Origin of the sequence: Actinacidiphila epipremni, from assembly GCF_012034175.1 — a bacterium.
Taxonomy (GTDB): Bacteria; Actinomycetota; Actinomycetes; order Streptomycetales; family Streptomycetaceae; genus Actinacidiphila; species Actinacidiphila epipremni.
In genome coordinates this window covers 122522-146534 of the sequence record NZ_JAATEJ010000021.1, presented here as the reverse complement: position 1 = coordinate 146534, position 24013 = coordinate 122522, and the positions used below count along the sequence as shown (strand labels likewise).

The 24013-nt window shown below is 74.1% G+C and carries 22 protein-coding genes, 1 pseudogene and 1 riboswitch; of the genes and pseudogenes, 8 read left to right on the top strand and 15 right to left on the bottom strand.

Going from position 1 to position 24013, the window contains the following annotated elements; all coding sequences use genetic code 11:
- Positions 1–9: 9 nt before the first annotated feature.
- Positions 10–1812 (top strand): glycoside hydrolase family protein, encoded by a 1803-nt coding sequence (locus HCN08_RS24045; RefSeq protein WP_167985305.1) that lies wholly within the window; start codon positions 10–12, stop codon positions 1810–1812.
- 77 nt (positions 1813–1889) lie between these two features.
- On the opposite strand, the gene HCN08_RS24040 is transcribed toward HCN08_RS24045, so the two are convergent.
- Positions 1890–2771, bottom strand: a complete 882-nt coding sequence (locus tag HCN08_RS24040; RefSeq protein ID WP_167985304.1) for an NmrA family NAD(P)-binding protein — start codon at positions 2769–2771, stop codon at positions 1890–1892.
- Positions 2772–2849: 78 nt separating this feature from the next.
- Between HCN08_RS24040 and HCN08_RS24035 the strand changes: the two genes are divergently transcribed.
- Together HCN08_RS24035 and HCN08_RS24030 are read left to right on the top strand one after the other, a co-directional pair.
- The gene (locus HCN08_RS24035; RefSeq protein ID WP_167985303.1) at positions 2850–3473 is read left to right on the top strand and encodes a TetR/AcrR family transcriptional regulator; all 624 of its coding nucleotides are present in this window, start codon (positions 2850–2852) and stop codon (positions 3471–3473) included.
- Positions 3474–3488: 15 nt separating this feature from the next.
- Positions 3489–4037 carry a cysteine hydrolase family protein gene (locus HCN08_RS24030; RefSeq protein ID WP_167985302.1) on the top strand — a complete coding sequence of 183 codons (549 nt, stop codon included), beginning with the start codon at positions 3489–3491 and terminating at the stop codon, positions 4035–4037.
- 105 nt (positions 4038–4142) lie between these two features.
- On the opposite strand, the gene HCN08_RS24025 is transcribed toward HCN08_RS24030, so the two are convergent.
- The 3 genes from HCN08_RS24025 to HCN08_RS24015 form a co-directional block, all read right to left on the bottom strand.
- Entirely contained in the window at positions 4143–4571 is a 429-nt protein-coding gene (locus HCN08_RS24025) for an Asp23/Gls24 family envelope stress response protein (protein WP_167985301.1), read from the bottom strand.
- 305 nt (positions 4572–4876) lie between these two features.
- A complete protein-coding gene (locus HCN08_RS24020; RefSeq protein ID WP_167985300.1) occupies positions 4877–6040 on the bottom strand; it encodes an SPFH domain-containing protein in 1164 nt (387 codons plus the stop codon).
- Between the two features lie 55 nt (positions 6041–6095).
- Complete coding sequence (locus tag HCN08_RS24015) at positions 6096–6347, bottom strand: hypothetical protein (protein WP_167985299.1); 252 nt, start codon at positions 6345–6347, stop codon at positions 6096–6098.
- A 165-nt stretch (positions 6348–6512) separates the two neighbouring features.
- Between HCN08_RS24015 and nhaA the strand changes: the two genes are divergently transcribed.
- The gene (gene nhaA, locus HCN08_RS24010; RefSeq protein WP_167985298.1) at positions 6513–8420 is read left to right on the top strand and encodes a Na+/H+ antiporter NhaA; all 1908 of its coding nucleotides are present in this window, start codon (positions 6513–6515) and stop codon (positions 8418–8420) included.
- Positions 8421–8482: 62 nt separating this feature from the next.
- Here the strand turns inward: nhaA and HCN08_RS24005 are convergent, their stop codons facing one another.
- The 6 genes and pseudogenes from HCN08_RS24005 to HCN08_RS23980 all read right to left on the bottom strand — a co-directional run bounded on the left by HCN08_RS24005 (position 8483) and on the right by HCN08_RS23980 (position 12689).
- Positions 8483–8713 (bottom strand): DUF6296 family protein, encoded by a 231-nt coding sequence (locus HCN08_RS24005; protein WP_167985297.1) that lies wholly within the window; start codon positions 8711–8713, stop codon positions 8483–8485.
- A gap of 95 nt (positions 8714–8808) precedes the next feature.
- Positions 8809–9537, bottom strand: a complete 729-nt coding sequence (locus tag HCN08_RS24000) for a cobalt-precorrin-6A reductase (RefSeq protein WP_167985332.1) — start codon at positions 9535–9537, stop codon at positions 8809–8811.
- A 257-nt stretch (positions 9538–9794) separates the two neighbouring features.
- Positions 9795–10553: pseudogene (cobF, locus tag HCN08_RS23995) on the bottom strand (precorrin-6A synthase (deacetylating)); the annotation flags it as partial.
- Entirely contained in the window at positions 10550–11557 is a 1008-nt protein-coding gene (locus HCN08_RS23990; RefSeq protein WP_167985296.1) for a (2Fe-2S)-binding protein, read from the bottom strand. The gene HCN08_RS23990 and the pseudogene cobF, both read right to left, overlap by 4 nt.
- Entirely contained in the window at positions 11554–12414 is an 861-nt protein-coding gene (locus tag HCN08_RS23985) for a CbtA family protein (protein ID WP_167985295.1), read from the bottom strand. Before HCN08_RS23985 ends, HCN08_RS23990 begins: the two co-directional genes overlap by 4 nt.
- A gap of 59 nt (positions 12415–12473) precedes the next feature.
- Complete coding sequence (locus HCN08_RS23980) at positions 12474–12689, bottom strand: CbtB domain-containing protein (protein WP_167985294.1); 216 nt, start codon at positions 12687–12689, stop codon at positions 12474–12476.
- A gap of 36 nt (positions 12690–12725) precedes the next feature.
- Positions 12726–12857, bottom strand: a riboswitch (cobalamin riboswitch).
- Between the two features lie 236 nt (positions 12858–13093).
- Between HCN08_RS23980 and nicT the strand changes: the two genes are divergently transcribed.
- Positions 13094–14164, top strand: coding sequence for a Nickel transporter NicT (nicT, locus tag HCN08_RS23975; protein WP_167985331.1), 1071 nt, complete (start codon positions 13094–13096; stop codon positions 14162–14164).
- Positions 14165–14171: 7 nt separating this feature from the next.
- Here nicT and HCN08_RS23970 read toward each other — a convergent pair whose 3' ends face one another.
- Entirely contained in the window at positions 14172–15050 is an 879-nt protein-coding gene (locus HCN08_RS23970) for a putative protein N(5)-glutamine methyltransferase (protein ID WP_167985293.1), read from the bottom strand.
- A 302-nt stretch (positions 15051–15352) separates the two neighbouring features.
- Here HCN08_RS23970 and HCN08_RS23965 point away from each other — a divergent pair, with 302 nt between their 5' ends.
- From HCN08_RS23965 to HCN08_RS23955, 3 genes are read left to right on the top strand one after another with little or no spacing between them, the layout of a single operon-like run.
- Complete coding sequence (locus tag HCN08_RS23965) at positions 15353–16678, top strand: ABC transporter substrate-binding protein (protein ID WP_167985292.1); 1326 nt, start codon at positions 15353–15355, stop codon at positions 16676–16678.
- Complete coding sequence (locus tag HCN08_RS23960) at positions 16645–17550, top strand: carbohydrate ABC transporter permease (protein ID WP_407648870.1); 906 nt, start codon at positions 16645–16647, stop codon at positions 17548–17550. The genes HCN08_RS23965 and HCN08_RS23960 overlap by 34 nt, the downstream gene beginning before the upstream one ends.
- Positions 17547–18374, top strand: coding sequence for a carbohydrate ABC transporter permease (locus tag HCN08_RS23955; protein ID WP_167985291.1), 828 nt, complete (start codon positions 17547–17549; stop codon positions 18372–18374). The genes HCN08_RS23960 and HCN08_RS23955 overlap by 4 nt, the downstream gene beginning before the upstream one ends.
- On the opposite strand, the gene HCN08_RS23950 is transcribed toward HCN08_RS23955, so the two are convergent.
- The 4 genes from HCN08_RS23950 to HCN08_RS23935 form a co-directional block, all read right to left on the bottom strand.
- Entirely contained in the window at positions 18352–20835 is a 2484-nt protein-coding gene (locus HCN08_RS23950) for a glycoside hydrolase family 2 protein (RefSeq protein ID WP_167985290.1), read from the bottom strand. The genes HCN08_RS23955 and HCN08_RS23950 overlap by 23 nt on opposite strands.
- A 165-nt stretch (positions 20836–21000) precedes the next feature.
- Positions 21001–21591, bottom strand: a complete 591-nt coding sequence (locus HCN08_RS23945) for a hypothetical protein (RefSeq protein ID WP_167985289.1) — start codon at positions 21589–21591, stop codon at positions 21001–21003.
- Positions 21588–22922: a DUF58 domain-containing protein gene (locus HCN08_RS23940; protein ID WP_167985288.1), complete on the bottom strand. Its 1335-nt coding sequence runs from the start codon at positions 22920–22922 to the stop codon at positions 21588–21590. Before HCN08_RS23940 ends, HCN08_RS23945 begins: the two co-directional genes overlap by 4 nt.
- A complete protein-coding gene (locus tag HCN08_RS23935) occupies positions 22919–23890 on the bottom strand; it encodes an AAA family ATPase (RefSeq protein ID WP_167985329.1) in 972 nt (323 codons plus the stop codon). The genes HCN08_RS23940 and HCN08_RS23935 overlap by 4 nt, the downstream gene beginning before the upstream one ends.
- Between the last annotated feature and the right edge of the window lie 123 nt (positions 23891–24013).

Genomic DNA, 24013 nt, shown 5'->3' with positions numbered 1-24013 from the left:
GGAGGCACGATGAACCACCGTCCCTTGCGGCGACTGCGGGCCCGGGCCATGGCCGGGCTCGCGGTGGCGGCGCTCGCCGGAAGCTGGCTGGTGAGCGCCCCGGCGCGGGCCGGCGCGGCCGACACGAGCGTGAGCATCGACCTGTCGCGGCCGGGCGCCGCCCCGAGCCATGCCGGGTCCGGATTCCTGTACGGGCTGAGCCAGGACGGCTCGGGCCCCGCCGACAGCCTGCTCCAGCCGCTCGCCCCGACGCTCTTCCGCGGCGGCGGCGCCCGGCTGGCCGGCGGCGGCTGGCTCGGTGACGGCTACCGGGCCGGCAGCGGCTACCAGGCGCGTATCGACTCGGCGCTGTCGCAGGCCCGGCGGGTGACCGGGGCGCCTTACCACGCCACCTACCATCTGCTGGTGTCGGACCTCTGGGGGGCCGACACCACGCAGCCGGCGGACACCGTCTACCCGTGCGACAACGGGGACTGCTCCAACTGGGCGGCGTTCGTCGACCGGGTGGTGGGCGATGTGCGGGCGTCGGGCGTGAGCGTCGCGTACGACATCTGGAACGAGCCGGACGGCACCGGCTTCTGGCAGCGCGGCGTCAACAGCGCGCAGTACTACCGGATGTGGGACACGGCGGTACGGGAGATCCGCCGGCTGCAGCCGTCGGCGGTGGTCGTCGGGCCGTCGTACAGCGGCTACAACCACGGGTGGCTGGACGGCTTCCTGGGGCAGACCAAGGCCGACGGGACGCTGCCGGACGTGGTGAACTGGCACTTCGGCGCGGATCCGGCCGCCGACAACGCGGACGCCGGCGCGCTGATGGCGGCGCACGGGGTGCCGGCGCGGCCGACGACGATCAACGAGTACCTGTTCTCGCAGCAGCAGAACGCCGGGTACACGGCGTGGTTCCTGGACCGGCTCGCGGTGTCGGGCGTGTCGCAGGCGGCGCACGCGATCTGGTCGGACTGCTGCACGAGCCCGTCGCTGGACTCGCTGCTGACCGCCGGCGGCCAGCCGACCGGGCAGTGGTGGACGTACCGGGCGTACGCGCGGATGAGCGGCGCGACGGTCGCCTCGACGAGCAGCGGCGCGATCGCGGTGGCCGGCAGCCGCGACCAGGCGGCGGCGACGGCGTACGCGCTGCTCGGCAGCAACTCCGGCCAGTCCGGCGCGACGACGCTGAACGTGACGGGGCTGGCCGCCACGCCGTGGCTGGTCGGGGCGAACGGGAAGGTGCACGTGCTGGTGCAGCGCATCCCCGACGTGGCGCCGCTGGACGCGCCGCTGACGGTGCAGGACGCGGACGTCGCGGTGTCGGCCGGCTCGACGCTGTCGGTGCCGGTCTCCTACGTGAGCGGTACGGACGCGTACGCGGTGACGCTGACGCCGGGGAACGGCTCCGGGTCCGGCGGGACGACGACGGTGGTGGACGGCACGGTGACCGGCGGCGGCGCGGACTACTTCACGTACGGGGCGAACTGGGGCGTGACCACCGGGGTGCCGGACATGTACGCGGGGACGGCGAACTGGTCGTACGTGGCCGGGGCGACGGCGGGCTTCCACTTCCAGGGCTCGCGGGTGGCGCTGCACGCGGTGCGGGACGTCGACCAGGGCATCTTCTCGGTGTCGGTGGACGGCGGGCCGGCGGTCGCCGTGGACGGCTACGCGCCGGCGCGCAACGCCTCGGGGGTGGTGTGGACGAGCCCGGTGCTCTCGCCGGGCGCGCACACGCTGACCCTCGTCAACACCGGGCAGCGCAACGGGGCGAGCTCGGGGAACAACGTGGCGATCGACCGGGCGGACGTCACGGCGCCGTGAGCGGGCGGCCCTCCGGGCGGGACTCGCGGTCCCGGCCTGGAGGGCCTGCGGGGCGACGGGGGGGCGCCGACGGGAGGTCAGGCGCCGAGGGCCGGGCGGAGCACCTCGCGGCACCAGGTGCGGAAGGTCGTCGGGGAGGTGGTGGCGCGGTCCGGGTAGGGCTCGGCGTCGTAGAGGCCGGCCTCGACGGCGGCCGTCATGTCGGTCAGGCCCTGCGCCCACGCCTGGGTCATGCCGCGCTCGACCATGGACGCCTGGAGGGCCTGCGCGGGCAGCCGGCGGTAGCCGATCGGGCGGCCGAGCTCCTCGGACATGACGCGGGCCATGTCGTCGGGCGAGAGGTCCTCGGGGCCGGGCACCGCGACGGTCTCCTGGCCGGTCCAGGTGGGGTCGAGCAGCAGGCCGGCGGCGACGGCGGCGATGTCGCGGGTGGCGCACGCCGGGCTCTTGCGGTCGGCGGGCAGCGAGCCGAAGAAGACGCCCTGGGACCTGATCGGTTCGAGCTGCCACAGCATGTTGTCCATGAAGCCGGGCATGCCGAGGGAGCGGTAGTGGACGCCGGTGCTCTCGATCAGGTGGTCCATCGCGAAGACCGCGGAGATCTGCCCGGCGTGTCGCGCCACCGCGCGGCCCAGGCTCGACACGCCGACGACGCGGGGGACGCGGTGGGCGGTGATCGCGTCGCACAGCGGGCCGGTGAAGGCGATCGCGTGGGCGTGGACGCTGGCCGCGGCGGGGTCGGGCGGCATGACCCACAGCAGGCTGTCGGCTCCGGCGAGCGCCTCGGCGAGCACGGCCGGGTCGTGGGAGGCCCCCTTGACGACCTCGGCGTGCTCGTGGACGGCCGCGGGCAGCCGCGAGGGGTCGCGGGCGATCACCCGGAGCGGGGCATCGGCCCGGATGAGGTGTTCCAGGGCCTGGTGGCCGATACTGCCGGTGGGTGTGGTGACGACGATCATGTCGGACTCCTCGACCTGATGGGAAGCGACCAGAAGTAAACTCTACCGTACCGTTTACTTTGCTGCACGGGAGGACGTATGGCAAGGCGCGGCGACGAGCTGCGGAAGCACATCCTGTTCACGGCGAAGGACGTCTTCCTCAAGTCCGGCTTCGAGCGCGCCTCGATGGACCAGGTCGCGGCCGGCGCCTCGACCTCCAAGCGCACGCTCTACGCGCACTTCGAGAGCAAGGACAAGCTCTTCCTGGCCGTCGTCGACCTGGTGCGCGAGCTCTACCTCGACCGGCTCGGCACACCCGAGACGTACGCGCAGGACGCCACGGAGGCGGCGGTGCTGTACTGCGGGCGCTTCGTGCAGATGCTCCAGTGGGAGCCGACGCTGCGGATGTGCCGGCTCGGCATCGCGGAGGCCGAGCGGCTGCCGGAGGCGTCCGCGCGGTACTACGAGGCGGTCTTCGACTCGACGCACCGCCGGCTCGCCGACTTCCTCGCCCGGCGCTGCGGGCTCACCGCGCAGGACGCCGAGGACGCCGCGCACGACGTGATCGCCCGCGCCGTCCACCCGCGCCTGCTGCGGGCGCTGTTCGGCACCGAGCCGGCCCGCACCCGGCAGCCCGACGCGGCGACGGTCGCCGCGGACGTCGATCTCGCCCCGATCCGCGCGGCGCTGGCGGCAGCGCTGGCCGCGCGGGGGGCGGCGTAACCGAAAGGCACCGGCATGTCGCGTACCGCACTGCTGGCGATGGACCTCCAGCTGCACCACCTCGGGCGGCTGCCCGCCGACTACCTGCCGGCGGCCGTACGGGCGCTGGAGACGGCGCGGGCGGCGGGCGTGCCGGTGCTGCACGTCGTCCTGCGGTTCCGGCCCGGCCACGTCGACGCGCACCCGCGCAACAAGACCTTCGGGGCGCTCGCCCCGCACCTCTACACCGCCGACGACCCGGGCGCCGCGATCCACCCGGACGCCGCCCCGCGCGAGGGCGAGCTCGTCGTGCACAAGAACCGCGTGAGCGCCTTCGCGGGCAACAACCTGCACCAGATCCTCGCGGCCATGGACGTCGGCCACCTGGTGCTCGCCGGTATCGCGACCGGCGGGATCGTGCTGTCGACCGCGCTCCAGGCGGCCGACCTGGACTACCGGGTCACCGTGCTGTCCGACGCATGCGCCGACCCGGACCCGGAGCTGCACGCCGCGCTGGTCGGCAAGGTGCTCAGCCGGCGCGGCGAGGTGCTGACCACGGACGAGTGGGCGCGGACGCTGGGCTGAACCGCGTCAGGGCGACGTGCCGGCGCCCGGTGGCACGCGGACGGCCGGCACGCCGTGGGGGCGTACCGGCCGTCGGGGGCGCGGGGGCCGGGCGGGTCCGAGCGGTCAGCGGACGCGGGACTCGGATTCCTCGTCGTTGTCCTCGCCGGGGATGTAGACGTCGCGGACGTTGATGTTGATCTCGACGACTTCGAGGCCGGTCATGCGCTCCACCGCGTTGGCGACGTGGGAGCGTATCTGGGAGGCCGCGTCGGCGATCTCGGTGCCGTAGAGCACGACGACGTCCAGGTCGACGGCGGCCTGCTTCTCGCCGACCTCGACCTTCACGCCGCGTGTGAAGTCCTTGGAGCGCGACACGGTGTCGCGTACGGCGCCCACCGCGCGCGAGGCGCCGCCGCCCATGGTGTGCACCCCGTCGACCTCGCGCGCGGCGATGCCGGCGATGACCGCCACCACGGAGTCGGCGATGCTGGTCTTGCCGCCGATGTCGTCGCGGCGGCTGGAGACGGACCTGGACGCGTTGTCGTTCGCCATGGGAAATCCCCTCAGTGGGCAGGGTGGAGCGGCGTGCCGCCGGGCCGTTCCCGGCCGCGCCGCGGTACGGCCGTGCGCCCTTGCGCGCCCCCGCCCGGCGGCGGGCCTGCGGCGCGGACCGGCGGTTCGGCCCTCTTGTTCCACTGTGCGACCGGTGTCCCGCATGCGCCACTTAGCACGATTACGTCCCCGGTGCCCGCGCCGGCGCGGGCATGCGGACGCCGCCGGGCCGGCGGGGCCGCGGCGGCGTCCTGAGGTGATCCGGGGTGTCCCGGGGTGATGCGGCGGGTGTCCGGCCGGGCGCGTCAGTCCAGGTCGACCCGGCCGTCCGCGGGCCCCTGCGGGCGGCGCACCTCGACCGCGTTCGACGGGGAGCCGCCGTCCTCGGGGTCGGCGCGCAGGTTCTTACGCACCGAGTCCAGGATCGTCAGGCCCTGGCCGACCAGGCCCGCGGCGATCTCGCCGAGGCCGTCGGCGCCGTTGAGGACGTTGACGTTGGCGCCGGCCAGGCCGTTGGCGGCCTCCTTGACGATCTGCGGGAGCTGGTCGATGAGCATCCGGTCCAGCGCGACCCGGTCGTGCGAGGCGGCAGCCGCCGCCTGAATCCGCATCCGCTCGGCCTCGGCGGCGGCGAGGGTGCGGATGCGCTCGGCCTCGGCCTCGGCGGGCTTGACGATCTCCGCGACGAGCTGCTGCTGGCGCAGTTCGGCGGCGCGCAGGGCCAGTTCGGTCTGCGCGGCGATGACCTCCTGCTGTGCGTGCGCCTGGGCCAGCGGCCCGGCCTGGGCGGCCTGCGCCTGGGCGCGGTCGACCTGGGCGGAGTAGTCGGCCTGGACGACGGCGGTCTGCCTGGCGTATTCGGCCTGGTTGCGCGCGGCGACCTGCTGGGCCTCCACGGCGGCCTGGGTGGCCTGCGCCTGGGCGATCTGCGCCTGCCGCTGGATGGCGGCCCGGTGCGGGGCGGACATCGCCTCGATGTAGCCGGTGTCGCCGTCGTCGATGGACTGGATCTGCAGCGAGTCGACGGTCAGGCCGATCTTGGCCATCTCGGTCTTGGAGGTCTCCAGCACCTCGGTGGCGAGCTTCTGCCGCTCGGTGACGATCTCCTCCACCGTCATCGAGCCGATGATGGCCCGCAGGTGGCCGGCGAAGATCCGGCCGGTGAGGACGGCCATCTGGTCCTGGTCGGACAGGAAGCGCTGGCCGGCGTTGACGATGCTCTCGTGGTCGTTGCCGACCTTGAAGGCGATGACGGCCTTGACCGTCAGCGAGATGCCCTGCCGGGTCACGCAGGTCTCGGCGACCTCGGCCTCGCACATCGCGAGGGTCAGGAAGCGGGTCTTGCGCAGGATGGGCAGCACGAACTTGCCGTGCCCGGTGACGACCCGGAACGGCGCGCCGCCCAGGCCCCGGCGACCACCGGATATGAGCATCGCCTCGTCGGGCGCGGGAACGCGGTAACCAAACATTGTTGCCTTCTTCCTTCGTCTGCTCCGCGCGGCCGGCCGCGCGGTCTGCCGCGGCTCAACCGCCGGTCGCGTCCAGCGGGTCCAGCGGGTCCAGCGGGTCGGCCCACGCGATCACGTCCACCTGCCGGCTGCCGCGGGAGTCCACCACGAGCACCTGGCTGCCCTTGGCCAGCGGCCCGTCGGACCAGGCGAGGAACGCCTCCGTGCCGCCCCGCACCCGTACCAGCACCTCGCCGGGGCCCTCGGGACCGCGGGTGGCGACCAGCAGGTGCCCGGTGCAGCCGATCACGGCTTCGTCGCGCGCCATCGCCGGCCGCCCCCCCTAGTCGTCGCCTCGTCGCCTCGTCGCCGTCCGCATGCCGGACCGGGTCCATCCTCCCACCGGGTACGCCCCGCGGGCTGCTGGTCTGCCGTAATGTCCCGGGGGACGGATCATGCCAGGTGTGGCAGGCGCGCATGACAGGGAGGCTGGATGTTCCGGGGTTTCACCACCCCCTTGACGGGCCGTACGGAACGGGACCGTTCCGGGGCGTCGTCGCCGTGGGCGTTCATCCGCACCGAGTCGGGCAGCGCGGCGGTGCTGCTGGCCGGCACGCTGGCGGCGCTGGCGTGGGTGAACATCACGCCGGGCGGCTACGCGTCGTTCTGGCAGACGCATCTGTCGGTGCGGATCGGCTCGCACGGCGTGGACATGGACCTGCGCGAGTGGGTGAACAGCGGCCTGATGACGCTGTTCTTCCTGGTCGTGGGCCTGGAGGCGCGGCGCGAGTTCGACATGGGGGAGCTGCGCGACCGCCGGCGGATCCCGCTGCCCCTGCTGGCGGGGGTGTGCGGCATGGCGGTGCCGGCGGCGATCTACCTGGCGGTGAACTCCGGCTCGTCGACCACGCACGGCTGGGGCGCGGCGATGTCCACCGACACCGCGTTCGCGCTGGGCATGCTGGCGCTGCTCGGCTCGCGCTTCCCGCGCCGGCTGCACACCTTCATCCTCACCGTGGCCGTCGTGGACGACTTCCTCGCGCTCGCGGTGATCGCGATCGCGTACAGCGAGTCGCTGTCGTGGACGCCGCTGCTGATCGGGCTCGGGGTGCTGGTGGCGGCGGCGTTCTTCCGCCGCACGGGGTCGCGGCGCGGGCCGGTGTACGCGCTGCTGGGCGTCGTGGCGTGGGTGGCGTTCCTGCACTCCGGGGTGGACCCGGTGGTGGTGGGCCTGCTCATGGGCCTGATGTCGTACGCGTACCCGGCGCAGCGTGACGCGCTGGAGCGGGCCAGCGGTCTCTTCCGGTCCTTCCGCGAGCAGCCGACGGCGGAGCTGGAGCGGGAGGCGCGGCAGGGCATCGCGCTCGCGCTGTCGCCCAACGACCGGCTGCAGCGGCTGTACCACCCGTGGAGCAGCTACGCGATCGTGCCGGTGTTCGCGCTGGCCAACGCGGGCATCGAGATCAACGGCTCGGTGCTCGCCGGTGCCTTCACCTCGCCGGTCACCTGGGGCATCCTGCTGGGCTACGGGCTGGGCAAGCCGGTCGGCATCGTGGGCGCGTCGGCGGTGGCGACGCGGCTGAGCCGCGGGCGGATGCGCCCGCCGGTGGGGTGGGCGGCGGTGCTGGGCGGCGGCACGATCGCCGGGATCGGCTTCACGGTGTCGCTGCTGATCGCGACGCTGGCCTTCCACGGGCGGCAGCTGGAGCAGGCCAAGATCGGGGTGCTCAGCGCGGTGGTCTTCGCGATGCTGTCGACGTCGGTGGTGGCGCTGGTGACCTCCCGGCTGCCGAAGGCACTGCGGGCGCGGGCGCTGCTGGGCACGGCGGAGTCGGTGGTGGACCTGGCCGAGCCGGTGGACCCCGAGCGCGATCACATGCGCGGGCCGGCCGACGCGCCGGTGACGGTGGTGGAGTACGGCGACTTCGAGTGCCCGTACTGCGGCCAGGCCGAGCAGGTGGTGCGCGAGCTGCTCGCGGACTTCGGCGACGTACGGTACGTGTGGCGGCACCTGCCGCTGCCGGACGTGCACCCGAACGCGCAGCTGGCCGCGGAGGCGGCCGAGGCCGCGGCGGCGCAGGGGGCGTTCTGGGAGATGCGGGACCTGCTGATCACCCACCAGAACGAGCTGGGCGTCAAGGACCTGCTGCGGCACGCGCGGGACCTCGGGCTGGACGTGGACGCCTTCCGGGAGGCGCTGCGCGGGCGCAGGGGCTCGGGGCGGGTGGAGATGGACGTGGAGTCGGCGGACCTGAGCGGGGTGTCGGGCACGCCGACGTTCTTCATCAACGGCAGGCGGCACCACGGGGCGTACGACATCCAGAGCCTGTCGGCGGCGGTGGTGGCGGCGCGGGACCGGGCGGTGCTGATCGACGGCGCGGGGCCGCGGCCCGGACGCTGATCCGGGCCGCGGCGGGGTGTCGCGTGGGGGGCGCGGGGCCGTACGGTGCGGCCCCGCGGGTGTCAGCCGGTGACGGGGCGGACCGCGAGCGGGGTGTCGAGGGACTGGTGGCCTCCGCTGGCGACCATGCGGACCTCGCCGTCCGCGCTGATCTCCGCCCGTACGATGCCGGTCTCGTCCTGGTAGATGGGGTAGCCGCCGGCGCCGGACCGTTCGGTGCGGTGCACGAGGACGGCGTCGTCCTCGACGGCGGCGGCATGGAAGACGAGCTCGTAGGTTTCCGGATAGTCCATGGCTTGACCTCCAGGCATGGGCAACCGACATACATCATCCCCCCGTCGCGGCCGGGGCGCGCGGCGGGGGTCGGCATGCCGGGCGGCACACGGGGTCAGCGCAGGTCGCGCAGCCACTGGGCGGCGGCCTCCGGGGTGGCCGCGGCGGGCACGCCCGGGGGTGCGGGCGGGCGGCGCAGCAGCAGGACGGGGACGGCGGCCTCGCGGGCGGCGGCGAGCTTGGCGGCGGGGCCGCCGCTGTCCTTGGTGACCAGGACGTCGGCGCGGTGCGCGCGCAGCAGGGCGCGCTCGCCGTCGAGGGGGTACGGGCCGCGGCCCAGGACCAGGCGGTGGCGGGCGGGCAGCGGCGGGGGCGGCGGGGTGACGGTGCGGATCAGGAAGTCCAGCGGCAGCGCGGCGAAGGCCGCGAGGTCGCGGCGGCCGGTGGTCAGGAAGGGCCGGCGGCCGAGCGCGGGCAGCAGGGCGGCGGCGTGCGCCGCGGTGTCCGCCCAGTGCCACGCGTCGCCGGGGCCGGGGGTCCAGCCGGGCCTGCGCAGGGCGAGCAGCGGTACGTCCGCGGTGCGGGCGGCGGTGGCGGCGTGCCGGCTGACGGTGGCGGCGAAGGGGTGCGTGGCGTCGACCAGCGCGCCGGCGCGGTGCTCGCGCAGCCAGCCGGCCATGCCCGCGGCGCCCCCGAAGCCGCCGCTCCTGGTCCGCCCCGGGGGCAGCCGCGGGTCGGAGGTGGCGCCGGCGAGCGAGCTGGTGACGTCGATCCCGGGCTCGGCGGCGAGCAGCCCGGCGAGAACCCGGGCCTCGCTGGTCCCGCCGAGCAGCAGCACGCGCAACGTCACCGCGCATCGCCTGCGGCGGGCTCGGGGGTCGCGGGGGCGCGCCCCGCGGGCGGAGTGCCGGCGGGGGGCTCCCCGGCGGGCGCCGGCGGGGCGGCGGCGGGCGTGGGACAGGCAGGCTCGCAGGTCGCAGAAACGGCGGTCGCAGGAGCAGCCGAGGCACCGGCGCGGGGCTCCCCGGCGGGCGCCGAAGAAGCCACGGCATGCACGAGACAGGCAGGCTCGGGGGTTGCGGAGGCGGGGGCTTCGCGGGGCCTGCGGAGCAGGTAGGTGTCCATGATCCAGCCCTTGCGGGCGCGGGCCTCGGCGCGGGTCGCGGTGATGCGGGCCGCGAGCGCGGGGGTCAGCGGGCCGGAGAGCAGGATCTCGTCGGGGGTGCCGAGGTAGGCGCCCCAGTAGATGTGCAGGCCGTGGCCGGTGAGGGCGGTGAACGCCTGGTGGGCGTCGAGCATCACGACGACGTCGGCGGCGCCGGCCGGCAGGCCGTGGTCGGCCAGCCGGCGGCCGGTGGTGATCTGGACGGCGGCGCCCACCTGGTTGAGGGTGATGCGGTGCCGGGCGGTGAGGGTGGCGATGCAGCTGATGCCGGGCACGACCGTCCAGTCGAGGTCCGGGCCGCCGCCCGCGCGCACCTCCGCCAGGACGGCGAGCGTGCTGTCGTAGAGGGCCGGGTCGCCCCAGACGAGGAAGGCCCCGTGGCCGCCGTCGGGCAGTTCGTCGGTGAGGAGCCGGCGGTAGAGGGCGGCCCGGCGGCTGCGCCAGTCGTCGACGGCGGGCGCGTAGCCCGGGGTGGGCGCGGTGCGGTCGCGCTCGGGGTCGCGGGCGGTGACCACGCGGTACGGGTCGCGGGCGTGCCGGCGCAGGATCAGCTCGCGCAGGGCGGTCAGGTCGGCGGTGGCCTCGCCCTTGTCGAGCAGGAAGAAGACGTCGGCGCGGCCGATCGCCTCGACGGCCTGGAGGGTGAGCTGGCCGGGGTCGCCGGCGCCGATGCCGATGACGTGCAGGTGTCTCATGGGCGGCGGTCCGAGGGGGTCAGGGCGCAGTCGCCGCACAGGGCGCCGCGGCGGTCGGGGGCGGCGCGGTAGATCAGGCAGCAGCTGCGGCGCCGGAAGCCGCCGGTGGCCGTGCGGCCGGCCTGCGGGCGCAGCGGCTCGCGGGCCAGGACCTCCGCGGCGAAGGCGGCGCTGGCCGCGGCGAGGTCGGGCCGGGCGGCGGCGATCATGCCGGCGGCGCCGTTGAGGGCGGAGGCGGTGTTGCCCAGCGCGATGTGCGGGGACAGCCCGAACGGTACGTGCAGCGCGGCGAGTTCGGCGAGCGGCCCGTCCGCGAGCCGGGCGGCGAAGGCATCGGCCGGCGCCTCCGCCTGCGGCGCGGTGACGGGCGGTACGGCCGCGCGCGGGGCGGCGTGGCGCTGCGCGCCGGCCGGCGCGCCGCCCTCCGGCGCGGCATCGGGCGCCGTGCGCCCGATGTGCTCGGCGCCAGGCGGCGCGGCAAGGTTCTGCCCTTCCCCCGCGCGGGCGGCCGAGGCGTCGCAGGACGCCTCCCCCTCCGGCACGGCGGCACGCCCGGTCGCGCCCCCCGGACCCGGCCGCCCGCCCGGCGTGCGGGCCGCCTCAAGGGGCGCGCGCAGGGCGGACTCCGGCAGGGACAGGGGCGCCGGGGCGCCCAGCGTCGGTTGCCAGCGGACCTGGGCGAGGGTGTGGTCGAGGAGAATGCCGTGCAGCACGGCCGCCGCCAGCGCGGGCGAGAGCAGGCGGGCGGCGAGGCCGAGGTGGGCGACGGAGGCCGCGACGCGCGGTTCGACCGCCGCGGGCGGCTGCCCGCCCGCCGCCGCGAGCCACTGCCGTACGGCGGTGACGCGGGCGGCGACCGCCGCGGCGTCCAGGGGCTGCCACTCCCCCGGGCGCGGCGCGCCGGCCGTACGGGAAGGGTCCGCCGGGTGGGTGGTGAAGGCGAAGAACGGCCCGAGCGCGGTGATCGCGTCGATCACCGCGCCCGGGTGGGGAGCTTCGGTCATGCCGGGAGGGGGGCCGCTCCGCGGACGGCGCCGTCCTCCGTGACGGGGCGCAGGACGCGTTCGGCGAGCGGGGCGAAGACCAGGCCGATCGCGGACCACAGCAGCAGCTGCGCGCCGACGGAGTAGAAGCGGAAGGCGAAGAGCACGTCGGCGGGGAAGCCCGGGTAGACGATGTGGCCCTTGCCGTCGGTCAGCGGCTGCGGTGTCTCGGTGGCGTGGTTGCCGTAGTGCTCCTTGTTGTAGCCGAGGTGGCCGAGGGAGGGCAGGAGCAGCATGACCACGCCGATGGCGACGACGAACGCGGCGCCGGCCAGCAGCGTGGCGTTCCAGTTGCCGAAGCGCGGCTGGAGCCGGCGGCCGAGCCAGACCGCGCCGGCGAGGAAGGCGACGGAGCAGACCACCATGATGAGGTAGAGCCCGCTGCGGGCCCTGATGGTCTCCTCGTGGCCGATGGCCGGCGGGTTGGCGGGGTACTTCAGGAACGGCACGAGGTACATCCCGACGAATCCGCCGCCGGCCACCAGCAGCGCGAGGCTGCGGGCGCGCAGCCCCCCGACGCGGCCGAGGCAGACGGTGTAGGCGACGGCGAACAGCGCGCCCATCGCCATGCCGAAGACGATCAGGCCCACGCCGATGCCGATGTCGGCCTGCACGGTGCGGCTGAACAGGTCAGGGCCCGCGGCCTCGGGAGCGAGTCCGGCGGCCTTGTCGAGGGCCGCCTGGGCGGCGTCCCGGCCGCTCTCGTAGTCGATGGCCTTGCCGATGTACGGCTCGGCGAAGATCCGGGCGAAGACGAAGGCGAGCAGGCCGGCCACTGCGCCGGCCAGGACGCCGCGCAGCACGAGTTTCTTTTCCATGTCGAGTTGTCCGTCGTTTCAGGGGGCGGTCGCGTGGGCTTCCTGGGGGCGGCCTGCCGTCAGTGGCAGGGGAAGCCCAGGAAGTGGCGGGCGTCGTGGACGAACTCGTGGATGTGCATGTCCTTGCCGAACACCGAGACGGCCCCCTGGTCGACACCGATGAAGTAGTAGGCGATGAGGGCGAGGACGGCGGTGCCGACCAGCCACAGCCCGGCCTTGGTGACCGGCAGGACGACCGGTGTGGCGGCGGGGCGGGTGGTGGAAATGCTGCTCAAGGTGAGCCCTCCTTCGGGGATCGTGCGTCCCTGGTGTGCTGGGCGTCGTGATGGGCGGGTATCTGACTTCCCGTCGTGCCGCCGGGCGGCGGGACGGGATCACAGTGGCGCGACCGTGCTGGAGTTCCACCAGCTTCCCCACGTCATCACTTACCCGGCGAGCGTAGGGCTCCGATCTGTCATGCGTCAATCACGGCGAAGGGTCGATCACCAGGGATTCCGCAGCTTGTGACCGAGGTCTCCGGAGGTTCCGGCCGCCGGGGGCGGCCTATTGCACATCGTTCGCAACTAGTAGTCTGATGCGGAAAAGCACACCGGCCGCTCCCCCGGAGGACGAAGGCATGAGCAGCACCACCGAGGCCCCGGACGCCACCGGGTCGCGCCTGCGACGTATGGCGGGCTCGATGACCCGGGCGGAGTGGACCCGGGTCGGCGGGATGGCGGCCTTCATCGTCGCCCTGCATGTGATCGGCTGGTTCACGCTGGTGGCGATCGTGGCACCGGAGCACTACAGCCTCGGGACCAAGTCGTTCGGCATCGGCATCGGCGTGACCGCGTACACCCTGGGCATGCGGCACGCCTTCGACGCCGACCACATCGCGGCGATCGACAACACCACCCGCAAGCTGATGCAGCAGGGCCGGCGACCGCTGTCGGTGGGCTTCTGGTTCTCGCTGGGCCACTCCAGCATCGTCTTCGGGCTGGCGCTGCTGCTGTCGCTGGGCATCAGGTCGCTGTCGGACCCGGTGCAGAACGACGACTCGACCCTGCACGACGTCACCGGGTGGATCGGCACGACGGTGTCGGGGACGTTCCTCTACGTCATCGCGTTCATCAACCTGCTGATCCTGGCCGGGATCTGGAAGGTCTTCCGGCAGATGCGCGACGGCCACTTCGACGAGGCCGCGCTGGAGGAGCAGCTGAACAACCGCGGGTTCATGAACCGGCTGCTCGGCCGGCTGATGAAGTCGATCACCAAGCCGTGGCAGATGTACCCGCTGGGCCTGCTGTTCGGGCTGGGCTTCGACACCGCGACGGAGATCGCGCTGCTGGTGCTGGCCGGGTCGGGCGCGGCGTCCGGGCTGCCGTGGTACGCGATCTTGTGCCTGCCGGTGCTGTTCGCGGCGGGCATGTGCCTGCTGGACACGATCGACGGGTCGTTCATGAACTTCGCCTACGAGTGGGCGTTCTCCAAGCCGGTCCGCAAGGTCTACTACAACCTGACGATCACCGGCCTGTCGGTGGCCGTCGCGCTGATCATCGGCACGGTGGAGCTGCTGGGGCTGGTCAGCGACAAGGCGGGGCTGCACGGGGCGTTCTGGGACTGGGTGGGGGGCCTGGACCTGAACATCGTGGGCTATGTGATCGTCGGGCTGTTCTTCGTCACCTGGGCGGTGGCGCTCGCGGTGTGGAAGTTCGGCAACATCGAGGAGAAGTGGTCGGCGGGGCTGCGTCCGGCCGAGCAGCAGGACTGACCCGCGGCTATCCGCGGGGGCGGGTGCCGATCAGCACGGTGGCGCCGAGGTCGTCGTCGGTGGCGGTACGGGTCGTCAGGCCGCCGGCCGCCAGCACGCGCGCGGCGGTGCGGGCCTGCCGCTCGCCGGCCTCGACCAGCAGCGAGCCGCCCGGGGCGAGCCACCGCGCCGCCCGGGCGGCGACCCGGCGCATGACGTCCAGGCCGTCGGGCCCGCCGTCGAGGGCGACCGGGGCCTCGTGGTCGCGGGCCTCGGACGGCAGCAGGCCGACCGCGGCGGTGGGCACGTAGGGGACGTTGGCGGCCAGCAGGCCGACGGTGCCGCGCAGCCGGGCGGGCAGCGCGTCGAACAGGTCGCCCTGGTGCACCTGCCCGCCCGCGGGTCCCAGGTTGCGGGCCGCGCACGCGACGGCTGCGGGGTCGACGTCGGCGGCGTGCAGCACCGTACGGCCCAGGGCCGCGGCCAGTGCGGCGCCGACCGCGCCGGAGCCGCAGCACAGGTCGACCACCACGACGGGCTCGCCGCCGGCGGCGAGGGTGCGGCCGAGCGCGGCGGCCTCGCGGACCAGCAGCTCGGTGCGGCGGCGGGGCACGAACACGCCGCGGTCGACGGCGATCCGCAGCCCGCAGAACTCCGCCCAGCCGACGACGTGTTCGAGGGGGTCGCCGCCTGCCCGGGCGGCCACCATCGCGGCCAGCTCGGCCGGGTCGCGGGCGCTGTCGAGGAGGATCCGGGCCTCGTCCTCGGCGAAGACGCAGCCCGCGGCCCGCAGCCGGGCGGCGACGCCGTCGACGGAGGCGGAGATCGACGCGCCGGCGGCGAGGGATGGGCCGGCGGGGGCGCCGGTGTCCCCCGGGGTCACGGGTGGCTGCGCGGACGGCGGCATGACGGCCTTTCACCAGGCCGGCGGCGGTCCCCGCCCTGCGCGGGACGCCTTCTCGGGTGCCGCGTGCCCCTGACGGCCGTGCGGCGGGCCGGCGCTCGCGCCCAACCTACCGCAGCGTGCGCCGCCGGCTCGTACTGAACGACCTATGTAACGGTTAAGCATCAGCGCCGAACCGTTCCCTTTACCGGTCCACAACCCAATGCAATAGTGCGGTCGTTCTGCCACTGAAACGCTTAAGTACCGCATCGCGGGGGCATCAGGCCCGGACCTGCTCGGGCGTCGTGGAAACGGAGTTGGTGCACATGAAGCGCACAGCACTCGCCGGTTCGCTGCTCGCCGCCATGGCGCTGCTGGCGACGTCCTGCGGTGGCGGGGGCTCGTCGTCGTCCGGCGGCGACTCGGCCGCCTCGCCCACCGACCCGGCCGCGGTGACCGGCGACATCAAGGTCCTCACGCAGCGCACCGACCTGGTGCAGGACGGCACGCTCAAGAAGTACGCCGCGCGGTTCAACGAGATCTACCCGAAGGTGCATGTGACCTTCGAGGGGATCACGGACTACGAGGGCGAGGTCAAGATCCGGATGAACACGTCCAACTACGGCGACGTGCTCATGATCCCCGCGGCGGTCAAGACCGACGATTACCCGAAGTTCTTCGCCTCGCTCGGCAGCGCCGGGGAACTCGCCAAGAAGTACACCTTCACCGAGAAGGCCACCGTGGGCGGCAAGGTCTACGGCATCGCCAACTTCGCCAACGCCGACGGCTTCGTCTACAACAAGGACGTCTGGCAGCAGGCCGGGATCACCGACTGGCCGACGACGCCCGAGGAGTTCCTGGCCGACCTCAGGGCGGTCAAGGCGAAGACCGGCGCGACGCCGTACTACACCAACTACAAGGACGGCTGGCCGCTCACCGCCTGGACCCAGGTGCAGGGCGCGGTGACCTGCGACCCGGCGGCGACCGACGAGCCGGCCGGCGACCCGGACCCGTGGAAGCCCGGCGGCGACCTCAACACTGGCGACACCCTGCTGTACGACATCGTGCACGACAAGCTCTCCGAGCCGGACCCGACCACCACCAACTGGGAGAACAGCAAGAGCCTGCTGGCCACCGGCAAGATCGGCACGATGTGGCTCGGCTCCTGGGCGATCGTGCAGATGCAGGACGCGGCGAAGAAGGCCGGCAGGGACCCGGCCGAGATCGGCTACATGCCCTTCCCGTCGCAGAAGGACGGCAAGTTCTGCACGCCGGTGGCCCCCGACTACCAGGAGGCGGTGAACATCCACTCCTCGCACAAGGCCGCGGCCCGCGCGTGGATCGACTGGTTCACCGACAAGTCCGGCTACGTGCAGGACAACCAGGCCGTGCCGACGCTGCGCGGCGGGCAGCAGCCGACCGCGCTGAAGCCGTTCCAGGACGCCGGTGTCCGGTTCGTCGAGATGTCGCAGGCGAAGGCGGCCACCGTCACCGCGATCGACAACCAGTCGGAGATCGGCATGACGGACAAGCCCGACTACCGCCGGCACCTGATCGACGTCGCGCGCGGCGCGGCCGGCGGCGACCTCCAGGGCGTCTTCGACGACCTCGCGAAGAAGTGGGCGTCCGCGCAGAAGACCGCGAGCCTGTGAGCCGCGCCCGGGTCTGGCGGACGGTGACACCGTGGCTGTACCTGGCGGTGCCGCTGGCCCTGCTGATCACGTTCACCTATGTGCCGGTCGGGAACATGATCAGGGACAGCTTCACCGACTGGGACGGCGTCAGCCCGGACCGCCGCTACGTCGGGACCAGGAACTACGTGGAGCTGTTCACCAGGCCCGAGCTCTTCCAGGTGTTCTCGGTGAGCCTGTACTACCTGGTGGCGTCGGTGGTGCAGATCGCCCTCGCGCTGTACTTCGCGACGGTGCTCAGCTTCGACGTACGGCTGCGCAACCTCTTCAAGGGCATCCTGTTCTTCCCCTACCTGCTCAACGGCGTCGCCATCGGCTTCGTCTTCCTGTACTTCTTCCAGCCGCACGGCACCCTCGACACCGTGCTGGGCGCCTTCGGCGCGCACGGCCACCACTTCTGGCTCAGCGGCGGGCGGACGGCCAACACCTCGCTGGCGGGGGTGTCGGTGTGGCGCTTCATGGGGCTGAACTTCGTGCTGTTCCTGGGCGCGATCCAGTCCATTCCCGGTGAGCTGTACGAGGCGTCGGAGCTGGACGGCGCGAACCGCTGGCAGCAGTTCCGGCACATCATCGCGCCGGGCATCAAGCCGGTGCTGAGCCTGAGCGCGATCCTGGCGGTCTCCGGGTCGCTGTCGGCGTTCGAGATCCCGTACATCATGACGAGCGGCGCCGCCGGCACCCAGACCTTCGTGATCCAGACGGTCAAGCTGGCCTTCGAGTTCGGCAAGGTGGGGCTCGCGTCGGCGGCGGCCGTCGCGCTGCTGGTGATCATCTTGCTGGTGACCTGGCTCCAGCGGGTCCTGGTGCCCGACGAGAGGAGCGACCTCGTATGACCGCGCGGGTGGCCAGGGCGCTGATGTACCTGTCGCTGGTGGCGGCGAGCGCGCTGGTGCTGCTGCCGCTGGCCGCGGTGTTCCTGACGTCGCTGAAGACGTCCCGGGAGATGGCCGACGGCAGCGGCGCGCTGACGCTGCCGCACGACTGGCTGAACTACCACAACTACGTGACGGCCTTCCGGGCCGGGAAGATGCTGCGCGCCCTGGGGAACACCGCCTTCATCCTGGTCTTCTCGATCGCCGGGACGGTGCTGATCGGGTCGATGGCGGCGTACGCCATCGACCGCTTCCGCTTCCGGCTGCGCCGGCTGGTCGTCGCGCTCTTCCTCGTCGGCTCGCTGGTGCCGAGCGTGACCACGCAGGTGGCGACGTTCAAGATCGTGAACAGCTTCGGGATGTTCGACAGCCGCTGGGCGCCGATCGTGCTCTACATGGGCACGGACATCGTGTCGATCTACATCTTCCTGCAGTTCATCCGGGGCATCCCGGTGTCGCTGGACGAGGCGGCGCGGATCGACGGCGCGAACGCGTTCACGATCTACTGGCGGATCATCCTGCCGCTGCTGAAGCCGGCGATCGCCACCGTGGTGATCATCAAGGGCATCACCGTCTACAACGACTTCTACATCCCGTTCCTCTACATGCCCTCGGAGGACCTGGGGACGATCTCGACGTCGCTCTTCCGCTTCAAGGGCCCCTTCGGGGCGCACTGGGAGGACATCTCGGCGGGCGCGATCCTGGTGATCGTGCCGACGCTGGTGGTCTTCCTGTTCCTGCAGCGGTTCATCTACAACGGCTTCACGCGCGGGGCGGTGAAGTAGCCGGCGGCGCGACGGCGGCGTTGACGGTGCGCAGCGCCGCCGCGGCGGCCTGCGCGGTGGGGTGCGCCCAGCCGCGTACGGTGAAGGTGGCGCTCTCGCCGGGCAGCAGGGTGGTCAGGCCGCGGTCGGTGCGTGCCCGCGGGTCCAGCCGGTCGGCCTGGAGCAGCAGGTCGCGCAGCAGGACCCGGGCGGTGACGGTGACCTGGGCGGTGCCGTCGGGGCGGACGGCGAGCTCCAGGTCCCAGGCGGGGGCGGGGTAGCCGAAGTCCTTGTCGCGGACCGGGAACCACAGGGCCCGCTCGGCGCCGGCCCGTACCGCCAGCAGCTCCTTGCCGTCCGCGGCGGGCAGCACCTCGGGCGGGAGCGGCAGCTCGGCGACGGTGCGGGGGGCGGCGGCGAAGGGCAGCCGGGCCTCGGCGAGCACGGTGCCGTCCACCGCGGTGCGGCGCAGCACGGCCTCGCCGGACCAGGGCTGCGCGGACTGGTTGACCAGGGCGGCGACCATGCCGCCGGGGCGGTCCTGGACGGTGAGGAGGCGGTCGGCGTAGAGGCGCGCCAGCTCGTGGTAGAGGGGTTTCTCGCGCTCGTCGCCGTCGACGGCGGCCCAGGAGGTGACCGGCCAGCAGTCGTTGAGCTGCCACACCACGGTGCCGGCGCAGCGCGGCCAGTGCGAGCGCCAGTGCTCGACGCCGGTGGCGACGGCGCGGGCCTGGTTGACCTGGGTGAGGTAGTGCCAGGTGTCGAAGTCGGCGGGCACGGGGAAGTGGTGGGCGAGTCCGCGGGCGAGCTTGCCGTTGCCGTCGCCGGCTTTCTGGTGGTGCAGCATGCCGGGCGAGTCGGGGCTGAGCGGGTCGTCGCCGATGGCGCGGCGGACGGTCGCGTACGCCGACGGTGCCTGCCAGCCGAACTCGGCGACGAAGCGCGGGACGCTGTCGCGGTAGGCGGTGTAGTCCTGGCGGTTCCACACCTCCCAGGAGTGGGCGGTGCCGTGGCCGGGGTCGTTGGGGTGGTGGTCCCAGGAGCCGGACCAGGGGCTGCCGGGCCAGTAGGGCCGCGTCGGGTCGGTCTCGGCGACGATCCGGGGCAGCAGCCCCAGGTAGTAGCCCTCGCCCCAGGAGTCGCCGGCGAGCTCGGGCTCCCAGTCCCAGTCGCGGAAGCCCCACAGGTTCTCGTTGTTGCCGTTCCACAGCACCAGGGCGGGGTGCGGGGCGAGCCGGCTGACGTTCTCGCGTGCCTCGGCCTCGACCTCGCCGCGCAGCGGCTGCTCCTCGGGGTAGGCGGCGCAGGCGAACGGGAAGTCCTGCCACACCATGAGGCCCAGCTCGTCGCACACGTCGTAGAAGTCGTCGCTCTCGTACAGGCCGCCGCCCCACACCCGCACCAGGTCCACGCCGGCCGCCGCCGCCTGCTCCAGCCGCCGCCGGTAGCGGGCGGCGTCGACGCGGGAGGGCAGGACGTCGTCCGGGATCCAGTTGACGCCGCGGGCGAAGACGGGGGTGCCGTTGACGACCAGGGTGAAGGCGGTGCCGTGCGCGTCCGCCGCGGTGTCCAGCCGGACCGTGCGGAAGCCCACGCGGCGCTGCCAGCGGTCGAGCGCGCCGGCGTCCGGGTCGGTGAGGGTGATCTCGCAGTCGTGCAGCGGCTGTTCGCCGTAGCCGCGCGGCCACCACAGCTCGGGGCCGGGGACCTGCGTGACGGCGGTGACATGCTGCGCGCCGGGGGGTACGGGCGTGTGCGTGGTGTGCTCCCCCACCCGCAGCCGCACCGTCAGCGGGCGGTCCGCGCCGGCGGCGGTGCGCTCCAGCTCGATCCGCGCCTCGACCCGCCCGGTGCCGTCCGCGCCGACGGTGACCAGCGGGGTGACCCGGGCCAGCCGGGCGGTCGACCAGTGCTCCAGCCGCGCCGGCTTCCAGATCCCGGCGGTGACCAGGGTCGGGCCCCAGTCCCAGCCGAAGGAGCAGGCCATCTTGCGCAGGTACGGGAAGGGCTCCGGATACGAGTTCGGGCGGTCACCGAGCAGCGCCTTCACCCGCTCGGCCTCCTCGTAGGCGGAGGTGAACGCGACGGTGAGCGGCACCGGGCCGGCGTCCAGGGCGCCGGTGACGTCGAAGCGGTAGGAGCGGTGCATGTTGCGGGTGGAGCCGAGCACGGTGTCGCCGAGGGTGACGGTGGCGACGGTGTCGAGGCCGTCGAAGACCAGGTCGGTGCGCTCGTGGGCGGTGGGGTGCGCGGCGAGCGCCGTCCGGTACGTCCAGTCGGCGCGGCCCACCCAGGCCACCTCGGTCTCGTTGCGGTCCAGGAAGGGGTCGGGGATCAGCCCCGCAGCCAGCAGGTCGCTGTGCACGCAGCCGGGGACGGCGGCGGGGACCGTCCCGCCCGGCTCCCCCACCCGGCCGGCCTCCGCGCCGGTGCCCGGCAGGCGGAGGGTCCAGCCGTCGACCAGTGGCGTGACGTCCTTCATCGGCTCTCCTTGGCGACGGCGGCGGGCGCGGCGCCTCCGGCGAGGCGGGCGATTAAACGGTAAAGCACGCCAAGTGCTGCTGGGAAGCGCCGCGTTCCGCATGCCGGCGAGGATTTACTGAACCGATACAGGTGCGGTCGGCGGGGTGTGCGGCGCGGCGCCCGGTCAGCGGGAGCGGTGGCGCAGGGCCAGGGCGACGCAGGTGGTGGTGGCGGCGAGGGCGAGGGCGGCCGGGAGGCGGGACCAGGCGGTGGCGGAGAAGGGGGCCTGGGCGGCGGCGAAGGTGACGGCCGCGGCGGCGGTCGCGGCGACCGCGGGGGTGGCGCGGTCGGTGGCCGGCGGGGCGGCGGCGCTCATCGTCCAGGCGTCGGTGGCCAGCAGGTAGGCGACCAGCAGGCCGACGACGCAGCCGGCGAGCCAGGCGGCGGGAGCGGTGAGCGCGGCCAGCACCACCGCGCCGGCCGGGAGCAGGGTGTTCCGGCGGTGGGAGGCGATGGTGCTCCAGCGCATGGAGGTGAGCACCGGGCGGGCGTCGACCATCGGCGCGGCCCACCACGCGGCGCCGGCGGCGGCCAGCACCAGGACCCAGCCGATGAGCGGCCCGGTCACGGTGCGCGGCGGGTTGCAGGCGGCCACGGCCAGCGCGGTGCCCAGCAGCCGGGCGGCCGGCCGGCCGGGCGCGACGAAGCCGGCGGCCGGCGGGTCGAGGAGGCGGCCGTCGCGGACCGGGGGCCGGGCCGACGGGCTGTGGCTCATCTGCTTCCTCCGCGGATCCGGGTGCGCAGCAGCGGTGCGAGGGCGAGGTCGAGGGTCTCGCCGGGGGTGTGGGTGATGACGGCGATGCCGCGTTCGGTCAGGGCGAAGCGCATGGCCTCGCGGTCGGCCCGCCACAGCCGCAGGGCGAGCTCCGCGGTGGTGTCGCCGGGTTCGACGGCGGGGTCGCCGCTGGGGATCTCGACCACGACCATGGGGTTGGCGCGCGCCCTGACCTGGTCGAGGACGTCGAGGATGCGCTGGTCGGTGAGCGGGGTGAAGACGTAGACCAGCGCGTTCTCGGGCAGCGCGGGCGGCGGCAGGCGGCGCAGGCCGGTGGTGCGGTAGCCGAGGTCCTTGCGGACGTCCAGGACGCTCTCGACGATGCGGTAGAAGTACGCCTGGCCGCTGCCGGGCTGGAGCCAGCGGGTGGCGCCGCCGACGGACACGACGCCGATGCGGTCGTGGGTGCGCAGGTAGGCGCGGACGAGGCCGGCGGCGGCGCGGAAGGTCTCGTCGAGCGAGGAGGCGCCGGTGGCCGGGTCGCGGACGTCGGCGAGCACGTCGAGCAGCACGACGGTGTCGGACGCCCTCTCGGCGGCGAACTGCTGCAGCTGGAGCTCGCCGCGGCGGGTGGTGGCCGGCCAGTGGATGCGCCGCTGCCGGTCGCCGCGGACGTACGGGTGGACGCCGGTGACCTCGACGCCCTCGCCGCGCTGGGTCGAGGTGTGCTCGCCCAGGCGCTGCGGGAGCCGGACCGGGATGGGGGTGACGCCGGCGGCGGTGGGGACGGGGAAGACGGCGACCTCGCCGAGGTCGACCCGGACGGTGCGGCGGGCGGCGCCGCCGGTGTCGTACACGTCGAGGTCGACGGTGCCGACCGTCCAGCGGCCCCAGCGCTGCGCGGTGAGGGTCAGGGTGAGGTGCTCGGGGCCGGTGGTGAGGTCGTCGAGGCGGACGCCGGGGCCGAGGGTGATGCCGGGGTCGAGGCGTCCGACGGTGCCGTCGTGGGTGACGGTCACGGTGGCGGTGAGCTGCTCGCCCTCGAAGCAGCGGCGCGGCTGCACGTCCGCGGCGGCCTCGACGTGCCGGGGGCGGGTGCCGGCGGGCAGGGCGAGGGCGAGCAGCGCGAGCGGCGCTGCGGCTGCGGCCAGCAGCCAGGCGTGCCCGGTGAGCAGCGCGGCGGCCACGGCGGTGGCGGCGACGGTGCCGTAGCGCAGGGCGCGCTCCGAGGCGCGCCAGCCGGCGGGCGGCGCGGGCGGCGGCTCGACCGGGTTCTCGCCGGTGCCGCCGCCGAGCGCCCGGTCCAGGGCGGCGGCGTGGCGGTCGGTCATGAGGCGACGGGGCTGCGCGGCAGGGTCTGCGGGGCGGCGACGGAGCGGACGATCTCGGCGACGACGTCGTCGGCGTCGATCTGCCGCACCCACAGTTCCGGCTTGAGGGTCACGCGGTGGGCGAGCGCGGCGACCGCGACGTCCTTGACGTCCTCGGGCGTGACGTAGTCGCGCAGGTCCAGCACGGCGCGGGCGCGGGCGAGCTGGACCAGGGCGAGGCCGCCGCGGGGCGAGGCGCCGACCTGGATGTGCTGGTGGGCGCGGGTGGCGCCGACCAGCGCGACGACGTAGGCGAGCAGGTCGTCGTCGACCTCGACCTGCTCGACGGCGGCGCGCATCGCCATCAGCTCCCCGGGGTTGCCGAGCGTGCGCAGCACCGCCTCGGGCGCGGCCCGGGCGACCCGGGCGCGCAGCATCCCGGTCTCCTGCTCGGGGGTGAGGTAGCCCATCCGCACCCGCAGCAGGAAGCGGTCGAGCTGCGCCTCGGGCAGCGAGTAGGTGCCCTCGTACTCGATGGGGTTGGCGGTGGCGATGACGACGAAGGGGTCGGGCAGCGGGCGGGTGCTGCCGTCGATGGAGACCTGCGACTCGGCCATGGCCTCCAGCAGCGAGGCCTGGGTCTTGGGCGGGGTGCGGTTGATCTCGTCGGCGAGCAGCAGGTGGGTGAAGACGGGGCCGGGGCGGAAGACCATGTCGGCGGTGCGCTGGTCGTAGAAGGGGGCGCCGGTGACGTCGGAGGGCAGCAGGTCGGGGGTGAACTGGATACGGCGGAAGTCCAGGCCGAGGGCGGTGGCGAAGGAGCGGGCCAGCAGCGTCTTGCCCAGGCCCGGCAGGTCCTCGATCAGGACGTGGCCGCCGGCCAGGATGCCGAGCATGACCATGCCCAGCGGGCGGGGCTTGCCCACCACGGCGGTGCGGACCTCGGCGAGCACCGCGGCGGCCCGCTCGCCGGCCTCCCGCGGGGTCATGCCGTACGCGGCGGCGGTCGGGGGTGTGCGGTCTTCGGTCACGTGCGGTCCTCACCTCGGGCCTGGTCGTGGTACGGAGTGCGGGCGGGCGGCGCGGCCCGGTCGCCCGCGGCCGGCCGGGGC